Source organism: Oerskovia gallyi (assembly GCF_014836745.1).
Lineage (GTDB): Bacteria > Actinomycetota > Actinomycetes > Actinomycetales > Cellulomonadaceae > Oerskovia > Oerskovia paurometabola.
This window is the reverse complement of the sequence record NZ_JACSQE010000032.1, coordinates 1-606: the sequence shown is the minus strand read 5'-3', so window position 1 is coordinate 606 and position 606 is coordinate 1. Positions and strand designations below refer to the sequence as shown.

The following is a 606-nucleotide window of genomic DNA, read 5'->3' as shown; positions in this document are numbered from 1 at the left end:
TCTATGAGCTGGACGAGGAGGGGATCGTCCCTCTGCGTGCGCGGATCGCGGAGCGGTTGGGTCATTCGGGTCCGACGGTGTCGCAGACGGTGGCGCGCATGGAGCGTGATGGTCTGGTCGTGGTGACCGGGGACCGTCATCTTGAGCTCACTGCTGAGGGTCATGCGAAGGCGCAGCGGGTGATGCGTAAGCACCGGTTGGCGGAGCGGTTGCTGACGGACGTGATCAAGCTCGACTGGGAGTTCGTGCACGTCGAGGCGTGCCGGTGGGAGCACGTGATGAGCGAGCTCGTGGAGAAGCGGTTGATCGGTCTGCTGGACCACCCGCACCACGACCCGTACGGCAACCCGATCCCGGGCCTGTCGGAGCTGGGCGAGGACATCGTGGAGATCGAGTACCTCGACGGGGTCGTGTCGCTGCCCGCGTACGTGGCCGCGGCCGACCGTGCCGGGCGCGCCCCCGGGGCGCTGCGCGTGGTCGTGCAGCGCATCGCCGAGCCCCTGCAGACCGACACGGACCTGCTCGCGCGCCTGGCGGCCGCGGGCATCCTGCCCCGCCAGGAGGTCACGATCACCCCCGAGGCCGGGTCGTACACGGTTTCCGCGC

At 69.6% G+C, this 606-nt stretch carries 1 protein-coding gene; it reads left to right on the top strand.

Going from position 1 to position 606, the window contains the following annotated elements; translation table 11 throughout:
• Positions 1–606, top strand: a 606-nt coding sequence (locus tag H9640_RS18885) for a metal-dependent transcriptional regulator (RefSeq protein ID WP_191792313.1), incomplete at both ends; no start/stop codon positions are given.